The organism is Nocardia sp. 852002-20019_SCH5090214 (assembly GCF_001665865.1).
In the GTDB taxonomy this organism is placed as follows: domain Bacteria; phylum Actinomycetota; class Actinomycetes; order Mycobacteriales; family Mycobacteriaceae; genus Nocardia; species Nocardia nova.
On record NZ_LZMK01000028.1, the window covers coordinates 97099 to 113533 of the forward strand.

The following is a 16435-nucleotide window of genomic DNA, read 5'->3' on the forward strand; positions in this document are numbered from 1 at the left end:
GGCACACGTAGCCTGGTCTGGTTCGTTCCCGGACGCGGCCGGTGCCGGCCGGGTCGTGCGATGGAGGTTGTGCCGTTGTGACCGTCACGCTGCGTCCGGACGCGCGGTTGCGGTTCTCGCCCGACGGACGAGTACTGCTGGGCGGCAGTCCGCTACGAATGCTGCGCCTCTCCCCCGCCGGCGCCCGCCGAGTGCGGGCCTGGTTCGCGGGCGAGCCGGTCGGCAGTGATGCGAGCGCGCAGGCGCTGGCGCAGCGGATGCTGGCGGCGGGCGTCGCGCACCCGGCAGTCGGGCAGGGCCGCCACACCACGGCCGATGTCACGGTCGTGATCCCGGTCAAGGACAACCTCCCTGGACTCACCCGGCTGCTCGCCGCGACCGGTGACGTGAGCGCCCGCATCGTGGTCGACGACGGTTCGGCCGAGCCGATCACCGATGGTGTCGCCGAGGACGGGGACCGCACGCACGCAACACCGACCGTGACGATCGTCCGGCACGCGTCCGCGCGCGGCCCGGCGGCAGCCCGCAACAGCGGATGCCGCGCGGTCGCCACCGAGCTGATCGCCTTTCTCGATTCGGATATCGTGCCCGATCCGGGCTGGCTCGACCCGCTCCTGCCGCTGTTCGACGATCCCGCGGTCGCGGCCGTGGCTCCTCGGGTGCGGACCTTCGAGCACGGTGTGCTCGGCAGCTACGAGGCCCACCGGTCGAGTCTGGATATGGGTGGCGAACCGGCGGTGGTGCGGCCGGGCGGGCGCATCTCCTACGTCCCGACCGCGGCGCTGGTCGTGCGACGGTCGGCGTGGGAACGAGCGGGCGGATTCGACGAAAGCCTGCGCTACGGCGAGGATGTCGATCTGGTCTGGCGGCTCGTGAGTGACGGGAAAGTCGTTCGGTATCAACCCGATTCGGTGGTCCGGCACGAGCCGCGCACCACGCTGCGGGCATGGCTGCGGCAGCGCTACGACTACGGCACCTCGGCCGCTGTCCTGGCGCGGCGACATCCGGGACACCTGTATTGCGCGCGCCTGCCTCGCAGCACCGCGTTCCGCTGGGCCACGATCGCGCTGGGCCGCCCGTGGTTCGGCATCGTGACGGCCGTCGAACCGGTGCGGCAGCTGCGGCGGCTGCGTACCGTCGGGCTGCCGGCGTCGATGGCCGCGACGGTGGTCGGTGAGGCCGAAGTGTCCGCGGTGCGTCAGCTCGCGGATGCGCTGCGCCGAATCTGGTGGCCGGCAGCGTTGTTCAGCCGCCGCGGCCGCCGGTTGCTGCTCGCGGCCTACCTGCCGGTGGTGGCCCGCGCGGTGGCGGCCGGGCGGGATCCGCGGGCCGGACTGTTGCGCATCGCCGACGATCTCGCCTACGGGACGGGAGTGTGGGCCGGCTGTCTGCGGACGGGGACCGCCGAGCCGGTGGTGCCGCTGCTGTATCGAACCGACGGAGACAGTGATGCGACTGGCTGATCTGACCTCGGCGGACCTCGCCGAGGCCGACCGCGCGCCGCTGCTGGCGATTCCGCTCGGCGCGACCGAACAACACGGACCGCATCTGCCGCTGGGCACCGACACCACCGTGGCGGTGGAACTGTGCCGCCGCCTGGTCGCCACGCGTCCGGATATCGTTGCGGCGCCGGAGATTCCGTACGGCTCGAGTGGTGAACACGCCGGATTCCCGGGGACGTTGTCGATCGGGCACCGCGCCCTGGAACTGCTGATCGTCGAATTGATCCGCTCGGCAGACGAATTCGCGGGCGTGATCCTGGTGAACGGGCACGGCGGAAACCTCGAGCCACTACGGGCCGCCCAGCGCCTGCTCACCGCGGAGGGCCGATCGACGCTGGTGTGGTCGCCGACCGGTCCGGCCGACGACACCCACGCCGGACACGGGGAAACCTCGGTCATGCTCCACCTGGTCCCGGCGCGGGTGACGATGCACCGCGCCGAACCCGGCGCCACCCAGCCGCTGCGCGAGTTGATGCCGCGGCTGCGGTCCGGCGGGGTGAAAGCGGTGAGCGCCAACGGAATACTCGGCGATCCCACCACCGCCGACGCCGCCGAGGGCGCGCGGATCCTCGACCGCTGGGCCGGCGCATTGATCGCCGCGGTCGCCGAAAGATTCCCCGAACCGCGCTGAGGCAGGCCCCATCGCCGCCGGGAATCGGCCTAGCCTGGGCGAACCACTGCATCGCGATCGATGGAGGTAACGACATGGCCTGGACCGCCGCTCAGCTCGATCGGATCGAATCGTCCGAGGAACTGCAGATCACCAGCTATTACGAGAGTGGCGCACTGCGGGATTGGACCACCATCTGGGTGGTGCGCGTCGACAACGATCTCTACATCCGCTCCGCCTACGGTCGATCCGGCGGCTGGTACCGCCACGCCATGCACACCCGCGGCGCACGGATCCGCGCCCACGGCGTCGAAACCGACGTGACCCTGCACCCGGTCACCGACTCCTACATCAACGACCGCGTCCGCAAGGCCTACGAGTCGAAGTACCGCGACCAGCCCACCGCCCTCGAACCCATGCTGGCCCCCGCCGCCGAGAACACCACCCTGCGCATGGACCCTGTCGGGTAGTACGGGGATGGGCAGTCGCGGTCGACGTCATCCTCACCGGCATCGATACGGGGTCGTCCGGGCGCCGTCGACAGCTGTCGGTGCGAATAGGTATCGTCCGGACCTGTCGTAGACAGGGACCGAAGGGTGGGGCCGATGATCCGATCGAAGCGTTTCCGGAGCACAGGACGATGTGCCGTCGGATTCGTGAGCGCCGCGGCCGCGACCATTCTGATGGTCGCGCCGGCCGGTGCTGTCCCTGCACCCGGCAGCGGATCCGGGTCGCCGACTGCAGCTCCGGGCCCCGAGGTCGAGCTCAATGCCTACTGTGACGACCACGGTGGCAGCGCCCACCTCGCGAACGGCCGCACCGTCTATTGCACCCAGGTCGAAGGCACGGACGCCTACGTGTGGTCCTACTCGCGAGGACCCCTCAACCACGACCCCAATACCCGGGGCTATACCTGCGACGACAACGGCTGCCACTTCCCCGACGGTTCCGCCGTCCCCGGCTATCAGCGCTGCGGAATTCTCTGCGGCGAGCCGCCGACCAGTGGTGACATCCAAAGCGGTTTGGCCGACTGCTTCAATGCCGGCACACCGTTCGAGGAGTGTGAGCGGCGCATGCGGTGAGCGCCGGCGGCTCGTGTGGGCCGCCGGTGCTTCCGGGTTATCGCCCGGTGAAGTAGTGGCCCTCCTCCAGATCCTCGATGAGGTTGGGGTGCAAGGGTTTCCATCCGAGCAGGGACGTGGTCGCCTCGGCCGTGGTGGGGTTGTCCAGCTGGACCATGGGGGCGAGGAAACCGAAGTGAGCGGGGGCATCCTCGGCGGCGATGCTCACGACGGGGACGTCGAGGTGGCGGCCGATCACCTCGGCGATGCGGCGCAGCGGGATGCCTTCGTCGCCCACGGCGTGCAGGCGGGTGCCGGCGGGGGCGGATTCGAGAGCCAGGCGGTACAGGTTCGCCGCGTCGAGGGTGTGGCCGGCGGGCCAGCGGTTGGCGCCCTCGCCGACGTAGGCGGACACGCCCTTCTCGCGGGCGGTGGCGATCAGGATGGGGACGAAACCCTGGCGGTCGAGGGTGCTGTGCACGGTCGGTGGCAGCCGGACCACGCTGGATCGGATTCCGCGCTCGGCGGATCCGATCACCTCGTTCTCGGAGTCGATGCGCGGCCCGGCCGGCAGCGAGTCGGCTTCCGTGCCGGTTCGGCCCAGAGCCGCGAGCAGACCCGTTCCGGACGTACCGACCAGCGGCTTACCCGACCCCGCCAGGGCCTCACCGAACGCCCGGACGACCCGGAGGTCGGCATCCGCCGCACCGAGGAAGTCTCCGGCGATCATGTTCTCGTGTTTGAACGCCAGGTGGATCACGCCGTCGGCCGCGGCCGCCGCCTCGGCCAGCACCTCCGGCTCGTCCAGATTTCCGCGCTGCACCTGCGCTCCCGCGGCCTCCAACGCCGCGGCCGAGGCATCCGATCGTGCCAGTCCGATCACTTCGTGTCCCGCTGACAGCAGTTCGGGCACGACCGCGGACCCCACATGTCCCGACGCCCCGGTGATGAATACGCGCATGGAAAGACCTTCCCGCGAGGAATACGCCGCGCCTCTCGCACGGCGGCCGCCGATGTCAGCGACTGCCATCACGCTACACCTCGATGTCAGTCGCTGTCATCACCTACTGCCAGGCGAACCAGGAATCGCTCGACGCCCGGATACTTCTCCCCCAGCGAGGTCGTGGTGAGCAGGACCTAGGCGCCACCCACAGCCGCCGACAACAGCGAACGCACCCGGATATCCGCCGCGAGATCGCGACCGGCTCGAATCATCGTCATCCGGGCACGGTGTTCCCGGACCGGCACGCGCTCAGCACCTCGTCGAACGACAGTGGCCGCGAGGGAGCGCTCAGGCCGAATTCGCTGCGCGGCGTTCGATTTCCGCGGTGCTCCAGGCGCCGATCATGCGGGCGGTCATGACGATGGCTTCGCGGCGTTCCTCGGGGTCGACCTCGAGGGCGGAGGCGCGCAGGACCGCGGAGAAACCGGTGTTCACCAGGACGAAGGCCATGACGTCGAGTTCGTGGTCGTCGCTGGGGCCGAGGATCTGGATCAGCAGGACCTTCACCAGCAGGCGCAGGCGGGGTTCGAATTCGGGGATGCCGCTGTTGTAGAACTGCACTCCGGCAGCCAGGGCGCGAACCAGTTTCGCGTTGTCGACCAGTTCGTCGCAGATGGCGGCGAGGATGTCGGCGGTCATATCCTCGACCGAGCGGTCCGCGCGATCGAGCCGTTCGGTGAAGCGGCGTTCGATGCTCACCAGCAGTCGTTCCAGCAATTCCTCGACGATGACCGTGCGGTCGGAGAAGTACCGGTAGACGGTGCCGATGCTGAGACCGGCCTCGGCGGCGATCCGGTTGGTCGAGGTGTTCTCGATCCCGCGCTCACCGAACAACCGCGCCGCGGTGTCGAGGATGTGCTGGCGGGTTTCCTTCGCACGCTCCTGCGTCGGGCGTCGACGCTGACCGACCGCCTTGGACGGCATCACGCACTCCTACCTGATCTCGCGCCTGTTGGTCGGTTGCTCATCCTAGGATGCCCGGGAACGATATTTCGCCTGTTCGGCGGCTTGCGACGGCGAATTGGCCGAGTCCACAAAGGACCGGCGTTTCCGCTATTACATTGGCGCCACAGCAGTTTCCCCACCGAGAGGCCAACCATGTCGGATCGAGTCGTCGGAGTCGTCCTCGCCGCCGGGGCGGGACGGCGATTCGGCCGTCCCAAGGCCACGGTCGGCGACTGGCTGACCACCGCGGTGAACGCACTGCGCGACGGCGGCTGCGCGGAGGTCGTGGTGGTGCTCGGCGCCGCCGAGGTCCCACCCGTTCCCGCGACCACCACGGTGGTGGCGCAGGAGTGGGCCGAGGGAATGAGCGCGTCGGTGCGCACGGGAATCGGTGCGGCGCAGCGCCTCGACGGTGCCTACGCCGCCCTGCACGTGGTGGATACGCCCGATGTCGGCGCGGATGTCGTCGCCCGGGTGATCGAGCGAGCGACGGCCGACCCGTCCGGTATCGCGCGCGCGAGTTTCGCCGGACGCCCCGGCCATCCCGTGGTGATCGCCCGCCGGCACTGGGCCGACCTGCTGCCGACCCTGTCCGGTGACCGCGGCGCCGCCGCCTATCTGCGCACTGTCCCCGCGCAGACCGTGGAATGCGGTGATCTGGCCACCGGCCGCGATATCGACGAACCCGGCGACCTCGAGCGCTGACGCGGCCCGGTCAGCCCTGTCGTGCTCGCCGCCGGAGCGCGGCCACCAGCACCACGATCAGCAGCGCCGCCGCGAATCCGCCGTAGCGCAACAGATTTCCGGACCCCGCGGCCGCGAGCAGATCCAGCGGCTCCGCCGGGGTCCGCGGCGCGGCGGCGACGCTGCGCTGCCGTGGCGCGGTGACAGTGGCCGCGCCCGTATCCGGCGACTCCGTGACGGCGCGTAGCGGTTCGGCCACCGGCTGTGCCGAGGCGGTGATCTCGTCGGCGAGATTGGTGGCGAACTGCCCGATCAGCGTTCCCGCGACATCGGCCAGCGCACCCCGGCCGAACTGGGCGGGCTTACCGGTGATCGCCAGATCGGTATCGACGAAAACGTCTGTGCTGCCGTCGTTCTCGACCAATCGGCAGGTGATGGTCGCCTTCGCCGTGCCGTTGCCGCGCGCTTCACGGCCGCGGCCCTCGAGCACCGCGACCCCGGCCTGTTCGTCCTGCGAGACGACCTTGATGATCCCGTTGTAGCTCAACCCCACCGGGCCGAGTTTGACCTTGATCCGGCCGTGGAAATCGTCGCCCTCGCGCGAGGTGATGGTCGCGCCGGGCACACACGGTGCGATGCGTTCGATGTCGAGCAGTACCGGCCAGGCCTGCGCGGCCGGAACGGGGATGGTGAACGTGTTGTCGAGTTTCATGAAGGTCCTCGGTCGGATCAGGCCCGCCGCGCGGCGGGTGCGGCGATATCGGCCGCCGCCTCGTCGCCGGTGGACGATTCGGCACCGGCCTCGCGCGCATCGGCGGCGGCACGGACCGCGCGCACGATGCCCTGATATCCGGTGCAGCGGCACAGATTTCCCGAGATCGCCTCGCGAATCTCGGTGTCGGTGGGGTCGGGATTCTCCCGCAGGAAGGCGGTCGCGGACACGATGAAGCCGGGCGTGCAGAAGCCGCACTGCAATCCGTGTTCGGCGCGGAAGGCCTCCTGCACCGCCGACAATTTCCCGTCGGGTCCCGCGATGCCCTCGACGGTGGTGATCTCGGCGCCGTCGGCCTGGACCGCGAAGATCAGGCAGGAGCGGACCGCGGCGCCGTCGAGCAGGACCGTGCAGGCGCCGCACACGCCGTGTTCACAGCCGAGGTGGGTGCCGGTCAGCCCGCAGCGGTCGCGCAGATAATCGGCCAGCGTCAGCCGGGGCGCAACGCCGTCGCGGCGGCGGAAGCCGTTGATACGCACCTCGATATCGACCTCAGTCATTGCTCGCCTCCTCTATCGCGCGGCCCCACGCCCGCGCCACCATCGCCGCACCGAGCCGGCGGCGGTATTCGGCCGAACCGTGCACATCCGACGAGATCGCGGTCAGGTCCGCGGTCGCGGCGGCGCCGACCTCCTCGGCCGCCACCGCATCGGCGGGCCGGCCCAGCAGTGTGGCCTCGGCCCGATGCGCCCGCACCGGGGTCGGCGCGAGGCCGAACAGTCCGATCGCGCAGCGGTCGATGCGGGAGTCCCCGTCCAGCCGGACCGCTATCGCCGCCCCGGCCATGGCGAAATCGCCGCTGCGCCTGGTGAATTCCTCGATCGCGAAGCCGCTGCGCCCGGACCGGACCGGGAAGGTGATCGCGGTGACCAGTTCGTCGGGTTCGAGCGCGGTGGTCCACATGCCGGTGAAGAAGTCCGCGGCCGCGAGGGTGCGCCGTCCGCGCGGTGACAACGCCTCGATCTCGGCGTCCAGGGTCAGGGCCACCACCGGATATTCGGCCGCGGCGTCGGCATGGGCGATGGAGCCGCCGATGGTGCCGCGGTTGCGGATCTGGAAGTGCCCGATCAGCGGTGTCGCCCGGTGCAGCAGTGGTACCGCCCGGCGGACCTCCGCGGAGGCGCCGACCGCCGCGTGGGTGCTCCCCGCACCGATCCGCACAGTCGAGGCCCCGGCCTCGATACCGCGCAGGTCGTCGACTCGCCGCAGGTCGACGAGATGGTCGAAGACCGCCAGCCGCAATGCCAGCATCGGCACCAGGCTCTGGCCGCCGGCGATGACCTTGGCCTCGTCACCGAGTTCGGCCAGCAGCGTCACCGCCTCCTCGGCCGAGCCGGGGGCGTGATAGTCGAAGGCGGCCGGTTTCATGCCAATTCCTTCCCGGCGGCACGTGCCCGCTCCACCATCTCCACGATCCGTGCGGGTGCGAGCGGCAGCTCCCGAAGCTCGATCCCGAACGGCGACAACGCATCCGCGACGGCGTTGAGCACGGCCGGCGCCGCGCCGATCGCCCCGCCCTCGCCGACGCCCTTGAAGCTGCCCGGCCCCGGACTCGGCGTCTCGACGTGGCCGACCTCGATATCCGGAACCTCCATCGCGGTCGGCAGCAGATAGTCCAGGAAGGTCGTCGCGACCGGATTTCCGCTCTCGTCGTAGGCGAGATGTTCGTAGAGCGCGCCGCCGATGCCTTGCACCGTGCCGCCGTAGATCTGGCCCTCCACCACATTGGGGTTGATCATCGGGCCGACGTCCTCGCTGACGATGTAGCGCAGCAGCGTCACCGCTCCGGTCTCGATGTCGACCTCGCAGGTGCAGATGTGGGTGGCGTTGGCCCAGATCGCCATCTGCGAGGTCTTGTGCCGGCCGTTGGCCTCGAGCCCCGGCGGTACTCCGGGCGGCAGACTGTCGGCCTGAAAATAGGCGATATCGGCGATCTCGGCCAGCGTCAGCCCCTTGTCGGGAGCTCCGCGCACGCTCGCTCGACTGTCGGCGAACTCGATCTCCTCCGGCGCGACGCCCAGGCGGTGGGCGGCGATCGCGACGATCCGCTCGCGCAACACGGCCGCGGTCTGCCCGATCGCACCCGCGGTCATCGATCCGGACCGGCTGCCCCCGGTGCCGCCGCCGAACGGCGTCACCGCGGTATCGCCCTGAATGGTCCGCACATCCGACAGCGTGACCCCGAGCGCGTCGGCCGCGAGCTGAACGACGGTGGTCTCCAAGCTGTTACCGGCCGAACCCCCCGCCACGTAGACGTTGACCTTGCCGCTCGGTTCGATGCGGATGGTGGCGCCCTCGGTGCTGAGGAACGGGCTCGCGCCGGTGGTCGGTTCCACATACGTGCAGGTGCCGACGCCGAGGTAGCGGCCCTGCGCGCGGGCGGCGCGCTGTTCGGCGCGGAAGGCGTCGTAGTCCAGTTTCTGGACCGCCTGCTCGAGCGTCTCCATCGGCGAGATGTTGTCGTAGGACATGCCGTTGGGATTGGCCCACGGTAATTCGTCGCGGCGCAGCATGTTCCGGCGGCGCAGCTCGATCGGGTCGATGCCGATCTGCCGGGCCGCGTGGTCGAGCAGCACCTCGCGCGCCACGGATTCGAACTGCCACGGCCCCCGATAGGCGACCCGCCCGACGGTGTTGGAGTAGAGAAACTTCGAACTGAACGAGGCGTCGGTGATGCGGTAAGGGCCGGGGAAGAGAATGCCCACGACCACACCACCGGTGATCGGCGAGGGTGTCGGGTAGGCGCCGACGTTCTGCACATGGTCGATGGAGGCCGCGACGATCCGGCCGTCGGCGTCGAATGCCATTGCCACATCGGCGTTCTCGTGCCGTGCCAGGCCCGAGGCCATCAGATTCTCCTGACGGTCCTCGATCCACTTCACCGGGGCGCCGAGCGCACGCGAGGCGAGCATGACGCAGGTCTCCTCGCGCAGCGGCAGTTGCTTGAGCCCGAAACCGCCGCCGGTGTCGCGCGCGATCACCCGGACCTGGTGTTCGTCGATGCCGAGCAGCCGGGCGCAGAACGCGCGGACCTCGTGCGGCGACTGGGTGGCGATCCAGATCGTCATCTCCGCCGTCGACGCCGACCATTCGGCGAGGATGCCGCGTGTTTCCATCGGCACCGGCAGATAGGCCTGCTGAAAGATCTGCTGGCGCACCACATGTGCGGCGGAGTCGAACAGCGGTGCCAGGTCGGCGGCCGGACGCCCGCCCATCGCCCCGGCCGAATTACCGGCGAATCCGGCGTGCACCAGATTGGGCGACTGTTCCGCGGTGGTGTAGTCGACCACCGGGTCCAGCGGTTCGTAGTCGATGACGACCAGTTCGGCGGCGTCTTCGGCGATATAGCGGTCGGCGGCGATCACCAGCGCGACCGGATCGCCGACGAATCGGACCTCCTCCTCGGCCAGCGGCGGGCGCGGCACCGGCGGCATACCGACCATGTCCAGGTCGTAGGAGATCTCGTGCGCACCGGGATTGAGGTCCGCGGCGGTGTAGACGGCGAGTACCCCGTCCAGTTCCAGCGCCGCCGACACGTCGATCGTGCCGATGGTCGCGCGGGGCAGCGGGCTGCGCACGAAGCAGGCGTGCGCCGCGCCCGGGCGGGTCACATCGTCGACGAAGGTTCCCGCGCCGGTGACCAGGCGCGCGTCCTCTATGCGCGGGATCCGCGCGCCGACCACGGAGGCGCTCGCGGTTGTTGTCGTCGAGGTCATCGGGCGGCTCGCATCGCGGTCATCGGACTGATCCCCTCTTGTTCGCCGTCGGACAAGGACCGGCACCTCGCGGTCGGTTAACAATATATGCCGAAAGTGAGTACGTCGCTACAGTAGAAGGAGAATGTAATTCTCATCGGAGGTCGGCGTGCGGGAACTCGGCGAGCACCTGCGGCACTGGCATGCCGCCGCAACGACATACGCCTTGGCCACCGTGATCGGCGTACGCGGCAGCGCGCCGAGGACATTGGGCACCACCATGGCGGTCTCCGCGTCCGGCCAGGTGCGGGGCAGCCTCTCCGGCGGCTGCGTGGAGGGCGCGGTCTACGAGGAATGCCTGCAGGTGCTCGCATCCGGGGAGCCGGTCCGGCGCACCTTCGGCTACAGCGCCGACGACGCCTTCGCGGTCGGGCTCACCTGCGGCGGGGAACTGGAGGTGTTCATCCACCGGGTGACCGCAGCCGAGTACGAGACGATCGACGTCGCGCTGGATCCGGATCGGCCGGTCGCCCTGGTCCGCGATCTGGAATCCGGCGCGATCGTCGCGGTGCGACCGGATCGCTCGATCGGAGGACCCGCCGACCCAGCGGTGATCGCACATGCTCGCGCCATGCTCGAGGCCGCCACCAGCGCGGTCCGCACCATCGGATGCGCGGAGGGTGAACGCACCGTTTTCGTGACGTCCTTCGCCCCGCCACCGCGCATGATCGTCTTCGGCGCCACCGATTTCACCACCGCGCTGTGCCGGGTCGGGCGGCTGCTCGGCTACCGCGTCACCGTCTGCGAACCGCGCCCGGTCTTCGCCGACCGGGCGCGTCTGCCCGAGGCCGACGAGGTGGTGCGCGATCGGCCCGATCGGTATCTGGCCGGTACGCACGTCGATTCGCGCACGGTGATCTGCGTGCTGACCCACGACCCGAAATTCGATGTGCCGGTCCTCGCGACAGCGCTGCGACTGCCGGTGGCCTATGTGGGGGCGATGGGTTCGCGGCGGTCGGATGGAGAGCGACGGAAACACCTGCGCGACAACGGCATCAGCGATGATCAGCTGCGCCGGGTGCATTCACCGATCGGACTGGAACTCGGTGGCCGCACACCGGAGGAGACCGCGGTGTCGATCGGCGCCGAGATCGTGGCGGTGCGCCGCGGCGGTTCCGGGCAACCGCTCTCGGCGACGGACCGGCCGATCCACGCCGACCCCGGACTCGCCTCGTAACCACGGTCGGATGGCCGAATCACCGGCGGTTACCATCCACCCGTGGCGAAACTGAAGGTCTCGGTGGACGTTCCGATCTCCCCCGATCGGGCGTGGTCGCACGCGGCGAATCTGGGCGAGCTCGACCAGTGGCTGATCATGCACGAGGCGTGGCGCGGCCGGGTGCCCGACGAGCTCACTCCCGGTACCGAACTGGTGGGCATCGCCTCGGTGAAGGGTCTGCGCAACCGCGTGCGCTGGACCGTGCGCACCGCCGAACCACCGCGCCGGCTCGTGCTGAGCGGCGCCGGCAAAGGCGGCACCAAACTGGGACTGGCGCTGCTGGTCGCGCCGAACGCCTCGGGTTCGGCGGTCACCGTCGACATCGATCTGGGTGGGCGACCGCTGTTCGGCCCGATCGGAGCGACGGTGGCACGAGCGCTGCGGGGCGATATCGAACGCTCACTCGACCGGTTCGTCGACCTGTACTGCTGAACGCTCAGCGCGGTTCGAGAACGATCAGCGGGATCGTGCGCCCGCCCGCCTGGCGCCGACAGAACTCGTAATCCGGTGTCATAGCCACGAATTCACGCCACAGGTCCCGATATTCGGTCGCGGTGGCGACCCGCGCCCGCACCGAGCGGACTTGCCTTCCGATCCGGATCGTGGTGTCGGGGTGGGCGAGGAGGTTGTGATACCAGGCGGGATGGTGCGGCTGCCCCGCCTTCGACGCCGCGATCGCCACCGCGGCCCCCGCGTCGACGTACATCAGCGGTGAGGTTCGCGGAATGCCGGATTTCGCACCCACGTGGTCGAGCAGGAGTATGCGCGCGTGCCGACGGCCCGGCATGCGCCCGCCGATCCGCCCGCCCGAGCATCGGTACAGCGCCACATGGACTTTCGTTGCCCGCCGACCGGCATAGACGCCGCGGCAGTTCGCGAATCGGGTCGTGGCGGAGACGATTCCGGCGAGCGAGGCCATATCGCCGAGCATGCATCAGCCCTCGCGTTCCCGCCAGGGGCCGGGCCGCACGAATGCGTCCCGTCCCGGTGAGAATTAACCGGTCCGCAACCACGCGGGGCTTGTGTACCGCATTCACGGCAATATGCTTCCCATTGTGACGAATTTGCGGATCAGTGAGGCGGCGGCGCTGCTGGGGGTCAGCGACGACACCGTGCGGCGCTGGATCGATCAGGGGCGGCTGCCGGAGATCCGGCTCGACAGCGGCCGCAAGGGGGTGCGCGGCGCGGATCTGGCCGAGGTCCTGCGTAGTCAGCACGCCGAGGCGCGCGAACCCGGTGTCACCGTCGCCGCCTCGGCCCGCAACCGGATGCGCGGCATCGTCACCCGCATCGTCAAGGACACGGTCATGGCGCAGGTCGAGATGCAGGCCGGCCCGTTCCGGCTGGTCTCGCTGGTCAGCCGGGAATCGGTCGACGAACTCGGTCTCGAGGTCGGCAGTATCGCCGTCGCCTCGGTCAAATCGACCCACGTCGTGGTCGAAATTCCGGAAAGTTGACGAGAATGCAGCTCTTGCGCACCATCGGCGCCGCGGCGGCCGTCGTGGCGGTCACCGCGGGCCTGGCCGGATGCGGTTCCGACGACGCGAAGTCCGCCACCGGAACGGACCAGCTCTCGGGCACGGTCACGGTTTTCGCGGCGGCCTCGCTCACCGAGACGTTCACGAAGCTCGGACACGACTTCGAGGCCGCCCACCCGGGCGTGAAGGTCGTCTACAGCTTCGGCGGCAGTTCGGCACTCGCCCAGCAGATCCAGCAGGGGGCGCCCGCCGATGTCTTCGCCTCCGCGGCCCCGGCCAATATGCAGCAGGTGGTCGACGCCGGTGAGGTCACCGCGAAACCGGAGACGTTCGTGAGCAATCGGCTGGAAATCGCGGTGCCCGAGGGCAATCCGGGCAAGATCACCGGACTGGCCGACTTCGGCAAACCGGAGCCGCGGATCGCGTTGTGCGCGGTGCAGGTGCCGTGTGGTGCGGCCGCGGAGAAGGTTTTCCAGATCGCCGGCATCACCCCGCTGCCCGACACCCGCGAGCAGGATGTCAAGGCCGTGCTCACCAAGGTGACCCTGGACGAGGTCGACGCCGCACTGGTCTACCGCACCGATGTGCAGGCGGCCGGCGACAAGGTGCAGGGCATCGAATTCCCGGAATCGGCGAAGGTGGTCAACACCTATCCGATCGCACCGCTCGCCAAGGCCCCGCACGCCGCCGCGGCCGCCGCCTTCGTCGGCTACGTGCACTCCGATGCGGCGAAGAAGGTGTTCGCCGCCGCGGGATTCGACACCCCGTGAGCAGGCCGGGAACGCGGCGACGGGCGGTATCGGGACGGCGGCCGGTCGCGCTGGTGCTGCCCGCGCTCGGCGCGCTGGCGTTCCTGGTGATTCCGCTGATCGGCCTGCTGGTGCGCACCCCGTGGGCGAGCCTGACCGACCGGCTGTTCAGCGCCGAAGTCGGTACCGCCCTGCGACTTTCGCTGATCTGCGCGAGCTGCGCGACCGTGATCTGCCTGCTGTTGGGCATCCCGCTGGCCTGGCTGCTGGCGCGGGCGCACATCCCGGGCCGGGGCGTGATCCGCGCGCTGGTGACGGTGCCGCTGGTCCTGCCGCCGGTGGTCGGAGGCGTGGCACTGCTGCTGGTGTTCGGCCGCCGCGGGCTGCTCGGGCAGTATCTGTACGACTGGTTCGGCGTCTCGCTGCCGTTCACCACGCCGGGAGTGGTGGTGGCCGAGGCGTTCGTCGCCATGCCGTTTCTGGTCATCTCGGTGGAGGGCGCGCTGCGCAGTACCGACACCCGCTACGAGGAAGCCGCCGCCACCCTCGGCGCGACCCCCTGGTACACCTTTCGCCGCGTCACCCTGCCCGCGATCCTGCCGGGCGTGCTCGCCGGCGGCGTACTGTGCTGGGCTCGGGCGCTCGGCGAATTCGGCGCGACCATCACCTTCGCCGGGAATTTCCCCGGCCGCACCACCACCATGCCGCTGGCGGTGTATCTCGCGCTGGAAACCGATCCCGATGCCGCGATCGTGCTCAGCCTGGTGCTGCTGCTGGTGTCGGTCGCGGTGCTGGTGTCGTTGCGCGAGCGCTGGATTCGAGGAGCGGTATGACGCTGCGGGCCGAACTCGAGGTGCGGCGGGAGCGCTTCCGCCTCGGCCTGGCGCTCACCGTCGAACCTGGTGAGGTGGTGGCGCTGCTCGGGCCCAACGGCGCCGGGAAGACCACGGCGCTGCGTACGCTGGCCGGACTCGAACCGCTCACCGGTGGACGCCTCAGCGTCGCCGACCGGGTCTGGGACGAACCGCCGCGAGTTTTCGTCCCGGCCGAGCAGCGACAGGTCGGCGTCGTCTTCCAGGATTACCTGCTGTTTCAGCATCTTTCGGCGCTCGAGAACGTCGCCTTCGGCTTGCGGGCCCGCGGCATGCGGCGCGCGCAGGCGCGGGCCCGCGCCGCCGAGCAGCTCGCCCGGGTAGGTCTCGCCGAGCACGAACACGCTACACCGCGCACACTCTCCGGCGGACAGGCGCAGCGAGTGGCGCTCGCGCGCGCCCTGGCCACCGACCCGCAGCTGCTGCTGCTCGACGAACCACTGGCCGCGCTCGACGCCGGAACCCGGGTGCAGGTGCGCGCCGACCTGGCCCGCCACCTGCGCGACTATCGCGGCCATACCGTGGTGGTCACCCACGATCCGCTCGACGCGATGGTGCTGGCGGACCGGCTCGTCATCCTCGAACAGGGCGCTATCGTCCAGGAGGGCGCGCCGACCGAGATCGCCCGGCGGCCGCGGTCGGACTATGTCGCAGATCTGATGGGGCTCAATCTGTTTCGCGGCACCGCCGCGGGCACCGGCGTCGAGATCGACAACGGCGGGCACCTCACCGTCGCCGCTCCCGCCACGGGCCGCGTCTTCCTCACCTTCCCGCCTACCGCGGTGAGCCTGCATCCCCAGCAACCCGGCGGCAGCCCCCGCAACACCTGGCCGGTGACCATCGGCGGCCTGGAACACCACGCCAATCTCACCCGCGTCCGCCTCGACGGAGCTCCACCTGTGCTCGCCGACATTACCGCGGCGGCGGTGGCCGACCTGCGCATTCAACCGGGTATGCGGGTATGGGCCGCGGTCAAGGCGACCGAAATCCATGTCTACCCCGCTTGAAATCTCGAGGGGGGCGGCGTGGCGCGCGTCGAATCCGGGGTCCGTGCGGGTTCGCGCATTATGCTTGCCGGTCGATAGCTGTTCGGGGACTGCTGCCGTGACACCGAGGAACAGGATCTAGCTATGCGACGTCCTCTCATCGCCGCCGCGACGGGTATCGCCGCGGTTACCGCCGTCGCGTCGATCTTATGGACCGGCGGAAGCGAAACGAGTCACGCCCAGCCACCCGGCACGGACGTGACCGGCTCGGGAGTCCATCTGACCGCGTCGGTGGACAACATCGGGGTGAACCCACCCGGTGACCGGACGCCGAACTATCTCATGACGTTCTCGCATGCCGCGCAGCTGTCCGGGAATTTCTCGGTCAACGTCGAGGGCGATCCGATCACCTCGGGCCAGGCGGTGGCGGGATTCCTGCTCGGATGCGGGATCAGCGTGGCAGGCGGCTTCGACGTAGGCATTTCGCCCAACCAAGGGCTGCAATTGAGCATCTCCCCGACGTTCACGCCACCGTCGCTGACGACCGCCGCCGCTCCCATCGCGACCACCGGCAGCGCCACTCCGACCACGACCACCCCCAGCGGTACCGGCGCCTCCTCCACAACCGCCCGCACCACGACAACTCCCCCCACGACCACCCAGACCAAGGCTGTCGGCACGAGTGTTGCGCCCACCACGACGGTCACCACCACGACAACCCCGACCACGAGTCAATCCGGAGGTAGCGCATGAGTGGAATCCATCCCGACGTCCAAGCGGCTTTGGACGCCGCCCGCGA

At 69.7% G+C, this 16435-nt stretch carries 19 protein-coding genes; 12 read left to right on the forward strand and 7 right to left on the reverse strand.

From position 1 onward, the window contains the following. Positions 1-77 precede the first annotated feature (77 nt). From mftF to A5780_RS03810, 4 genes are all read left to right on the forward strand, one after another. Positions 78-1463 carry a mycofactocin biosynthesis glycosyltransferase MftF gene (gene mftF / locus A5780_RS03795; RefSeq protein ID WP_064907712.1) on the forward strand — a complete coding sequence of 462 codons (1386 nt, stop codon included), beginning with the start codon at positions 78-80 and terminating at the stop codon, positions 1461-1463. Beyond that, positions 1450-2133, forward strand: coding sequence for a mycofactocin biosynthesis peptidyl-dipeptidase MftE (gene mftE, locus A5780_RS03800; protein ID WP_064907713.1), 684 nt, complete (start codon positions 1450-1452; stop codon positions 2131-2133). Before mftF ends, mftE begins: the two co-directional genes overlap by 14 nt. Positions 2134-2207: 74 nt before the next feature. Continuing rightward, the gene (locus tag A5780_RS03805) at positions 2208-2582 is read left to right on the forward strand and encodes a DUF2255 family protein (protein ID WP_064906519.1); all 375 of its coding nucleotides are present in this window, start codon (positions 2208-2210) and stop codon (positions 2580-2582) included. A gap of 186 nt (positions 2583-2768) precedes the next feature. Next, positions 2769-3194, forward strand: a complete 426-nt coding sequence (locus A5780_RS03810; protein ID WP_146098624.1) for a hypothetical protein — start codon at positions 2769-2771, stop codon at positions 3192-3194. 37 nt (positions 3195-3231) lie between these two features. On the opposite strand, the gene A5780_RS03815 is transcribed toward A5780_RS03810, so the two are convergent. Both A5780_RS03815 and A5780_RS03820 read right to left on the reverse strand, forming a co-directional pair. Further along, positions 3232-4134, reverse strand: a complete 903-nt coding sequence (locus tag A5780_RS03815; RefSeq protein ID WP_064907714.1) for an SDR family oxidoreductase — start codon at positions 4132-4134, stop codon at positions 3232-3234. Between the two features lie 330 nt (positions 4135-4464). After that, positions 4465-5100: a TetR/AcrR family transcriptional regulator gene (locus A5780_RS03820; protein ID WP_064907715.1), complete on the reverse strand. Its 636-nt coding sequence runs from the start codon at positions 5098-5100 to the stop codon at positions 4465-4467. Positions 5101-5274: 174 nt separating this feature from the next. Here A5780_RS03820 and A5780_RS03825 point away from each other — a divergent pair, with 174 nt between their 5' ends. Then, complete coding sequence (locus tag A5780_RS03825; protein WP_063014670.1) at positions 5275-5826, forward strand: NTP transferase domain-containing protein; 552 nt, start codon at positions 5275-5277, stop codon at positions 5824-5826. A gap of 10 nt (positions 5827-5836) precedes the next feature. Here the strand turns inward: A5780_RS03825 and A5780_RS03830 are convergent, their stop codons facing one another. From A5780_RS03830 to A5780_RS03845, 4 genes are read right to left on the reverse strand one after another with little or no spacing between them, the layout of a single operon-like run. Continuing rightward, on the reverse strand, positions 5837-6517 hold the full coding sequence (locus A5780_RS03830) for an SRPBCC family protein (protein ID WP_064907716.1): 681 nt from the start codon (positions 6515-6517) through the stop codon (positions 5837-5839). A gap of 17 nt (positions 6518-6534) precedes the next feature. Next, a complete protein-coding gene (locus A5780_RS03835; RefSeq protein WP_064906527.1) occupies positions 6535-7077 on the reverse strand; it encodes a (2Fe-2S)-binding protein in 543 nt (180 codons plus the stop codon). Further along, entirely contained in the window at positions 7070-7945 is an 876-nt protein-coding gene (locus A5780_RS03840; RefSeq protein ID WP_064907717.1) for a xanthine dehydrogenase family protein subunit M, read from the reverse strand. The genes A5780_RS03835 and A5780_RS03840 overlap by 8 nt, the downstream gene beginning before the upstream one ends. Next, on the reverse strand, positions 7942-10293 hold the full coding sequence (locus A5780_RS03845) for a xanthine dehydrogenase family protein molybdopterin-binding subunit (protein ID WP_064907718.1): 2352 nt from the start codon (positions 10291-10293) through the stop codon (positions 7942-7944). The genes A5780_RS03840 and A5780_RS03845 overlap by 4 nt, the downstream gene beginning before the upstream one ends. Before the next feature lie 148 nt (positions 10294-10441). Here A5780_RS03845 and A5780_RS03850 point away from each other — a divergent pair, with 148 nt between their 5' ends. Together A5780_RS03850 and A5780_RS03855 are read left to right on the forward strand one after the other, a co-directional pair. Then, positions 10442-11509, forward strand: a complete 1068-nt coding sequence (locus A5780_RS03850; protein WP_064907719.1) for an XdhC/CoxI family protein — start codon at positions 10442-10444, stop codon at positions 11507-11509. A gap of 42 nt (positions 11510-11551) precedes the next feature. Further along, a complete protein-coding gene (locus A5780_RS03855) occupies positions 11552-11983 on the forward strand; it encodes an SRPBCC family protein (protein WP_063014655.1) in 432 nt (143 codons plus the stop codon). Positions 11984-11987: 4 nt separating this feature from the next. Here the strand turns inward: A5780_RS03855 and A5780_RS03860 are convergent, their stop codons facing one another. Further along, positions 11988-12470 carry a nitroreductase/quinone reductase family protein gene (locus tag A5780_RS03860; RefSeq protein WP_064907731.1) on the reverse strand — a complete coding sequence of 161 codons (483 nt, stop codon included), beginning with the start codon at positions 12468-12470 and terminating at the stop codon, positions 11988-11990. Positions 12471-12606: 136 nt separating this feature from the next. Here A5780_RS03860 and A5780_RS03865 point away from each other — a divergent pair, with 136 nt between their 5' ends. The 5 genes from A5780_RS03865 (at position 12607) to A5780_RS03885 (ending at position 16389) form a co-directional block, all read left to right on the forward strand. Next, positions 12607-13008, forward strand: a complete 402-nt coding sequence (locus A5780_RS03865) for a molybdopterin-binding protein (RefSeq protein ID WP_063014721.1) — start codon at positions 12607-12609, stop codon at positions 13006-13008. Positions 13009-13013: 5 nt separating this feature from the next. Further along, complete coding sequence (gene modA, locus A5780_RS03870) at positions 13014-13799, forward strand: molybdate ABC transporter substrate-binding protein (protein ID WP_064907720.1); 786 nt, start codon at positions 13014-13016, stop codon at positions 13797-13799. Next, a complete protein-coding gene (gene modB, locus A5780_RS03875) occupies positions 13796-14611 on the forward strand; it encodes a molybdate ABC transporter permease subunit (RefSeq protein ID WP_063014651.1) in 816 nt (271 codons plus the stop codon). The genes modA and modB overlap by 4 nt, the downstream gene beginning before the upstream one ends. After that, complete coding sequence (locus tag A5780_RS03880; protein WP_064907721.1) at positions 14608-15657, forward strand: ABC transporter ATP-binding protein; 1050 nt, start codon at positions 14608-14610, stop codon at positions 15655-15657. The genes modB and A5780_RS03880 overlap by 4 nt, the downstream gene beginning before the upstream one ends. A gap of 123 nt (positions 15658-15780) precedes the next feature. Beyond that, entirely contained in the window at positions 15781-16389 is a 609-nt protein-coding gene (locus tag A5780_RS03885; protein WP_064907722.1) for an MspA family porin, read from the forward strand. The last annotated feature ends 46 nt before the right edge of the window (positions 16390-16435 follow it).